Below are 1,925 nucleotides of genomic sequence, written 5' to 3'. Positions count from 1 at the left end.
CAACCCTCGCACCGGTCAGATCGCGAGTTGACAACTATAGGAGCATCAACGCCCTGGCCGAGAGCGTGAACGGGCTCTACAAGGCCGAACTCATCCACTCCAAGCGGATCTGGGAGTCCGTGTAGGCGGTGGAGCTGGCCACCATGGGGTGGGTGCACTGGTGGAACACCACCCGCCTCCACGAGACCCTCGGCTACCGCACTCCCGCAGAAGTTGAGACGGCCTACACTCACGACCAGGATTCAGCGCCCGTTGCGTCCTGACCTCGGAACGAAACCCAGGGCGCTTCACATCGAGTGTATCGACGTGCCACGAGCGACCCCTTCGCGCGTCTATCAGGATCGACTCGTCCCGTCCCACCCCTTTACGGAACCCCAAATGGCGATATCATCGCCATATGACGATTGATGCGATCCCGGCCGAGCCTCAGTTCGAGGTGGCAGACAGTCATGCCGCGCTCTTCCATGCCCTCGCCGAACCCACACGCTTGGCTCTCCTCCAGCACCTCTCGACCGGTGAGCACCGAGTTCGCGACCTTGTCGAACACATGCACCTTGCCCAGTCGACCGTCAGCAAGCATCTCTCGTGCCTGCGCGACTGCGGTCTGGTCACCGCGCGCACTGAAGGCCGCGCTTCCTGGTTCACCCTCGCCGATCTGCCCCGACTAAAGGGCCTGCTCGAGGTGGCGGACGACCTGCTCGACACCTCCGGGACCACCCTCTCCCTGAAGAACCACCGCGATCACGAGAACCTCGAGGACGGGGACCTCTGATGAGCTCAGGACACGACCATTCGCACGGCGGCAGCGGGTCGAGCACCGCCCGGACGCGACTCGCCATCGCCTTCGCCATCACCTCCGTCATCGTGCTCGCGCAAGCGATCGGGAGCGTCGTCACCGGAAGTCTTGCCCTGCTCACGGACACGGCGCACGCCCTCGTCGACGCCTCCGGACTGCTGGTCGCGCTGATCGCGGCGACCATGATGTTGCGCCCGGCCAGCAGCAGCCGAACCTGGGGATTCGCTCGCATCGAGGTACTGGCAGCCTTGGCCCAGGCCACGCTCCTGATCGTGGTCGGCACCTACACCGCCGTCGAGGGTATCTCGCGACTAACCGACCCCCCGGACGTCCCCTCAGGAGAGCTGCTCATCTTCGGTGTGATCGGCCTGGTCGCGAACATCGCCGCGATCCTCATCCTGGCCGGAGGCAAGGACTCGAGCCTCAACATGCGTGCCGCGTTCCTCGAGGTTCTCAATGACGCTCTCGGTTCGCTCGGCGTGATCACGGCCGCGATCGTGATCCAGCTGACCGGATTCCAACAGGCCGATGCACTGGCTGGTTTGTTCATCGCCGCGCTGATCGTGCCTCGGGCGTTCCGCATCATGGCCGAAACACTGCGGATCCTCATGGAGTACACCCCGAAGGGAGTGGATCTCGATCAGGTGCGCGAGCACATCCTCGCTCTCGACCACGTCCAGGACGTCCACGACCTGCACGCCTCAGCGATCGGGAGCAATCTGCCGATCTTCTCGGCTCACGTCGTCGTCGGGGAGGAGTGCTTCGAATCAGCCCACGCACTGCGGATCCTCGAAGAGGTCCATGTCTGCGTCAGGACGCACTTCCCGATCGCGTTCGAGCACGCCACGATCCAACTGGAGAGCCCGTCGGTGCATCGAGGTGAATCCGAACGTCCCTTGCACACTTAGCGCCCACGGATCCGCACTCCTCCTAACCGCAGGCGAGGGCGACAAAACGGCGCGCACCCCACTCGATGGTGGGGTGCGCGCCGCGGGTAGTCGCTGGGCTCAGCGGAAGGAGACGAAGGTGGGATTACCCCAGATGGTGCGCTCGGTGACAGCCCAGTACGTGATCCGCGGGGCGTGTCAACTTGTCTGTGTAAGCGGGGTGGTCACAGGTAGGGGTTGAT

Annotated in this window: 2 protein-coding genes and 1 pseudogene; all 3 read left to right on the top strand. The window is 64.1% G+C overall.

Features of this window, described 5'->3' with window-relative positions:
• Positions 1 to 263, top strand: a pseudogene (locus NR072_RS01235) (integrase core domain-containing protein); the annotation flags it as partial.
• Positions 264 to 397: 134 nt separating this feature from the next.
• A complete protein-coding gene (locus NR072_RS01230; protein ID WP_041103453.1) occupies positions 398 to 772 on the top strand; it encodes a helix-turn-helix transcriptional regulator in 375 nt (124 codons plus the stop codon).
• A complete protein-coding gene (locus tag NR072_RS01225; RefSeq protein ID WP_041103451.1) occupies positions 772 to 1,704 on the top strand; it encodes a cation diffusion facilitator family transporter in 933 nt (310 codons plus the stop codon). Before NR072_RS01230 ends, NR072_RS01225 begins: the two co-directional genes overlap by 1 nt.
• The last annotated feature ends 221 nt before the right edge of the window (positions 1,705 to 1,925 follow it).

The sequence above is a fragment of the Micrococcus sp. Mcc89 genome, from assembly GCF_024519795.1.
GTDB lineage: Bacteria > Actinomycetota > Actinomycetes > Actinomycetales > Micrococcaceae > Micrococcus > Micrococcus luteus.
This window is presented reverse-complemented; position numbering and strand designations above follow the sequence as displayed.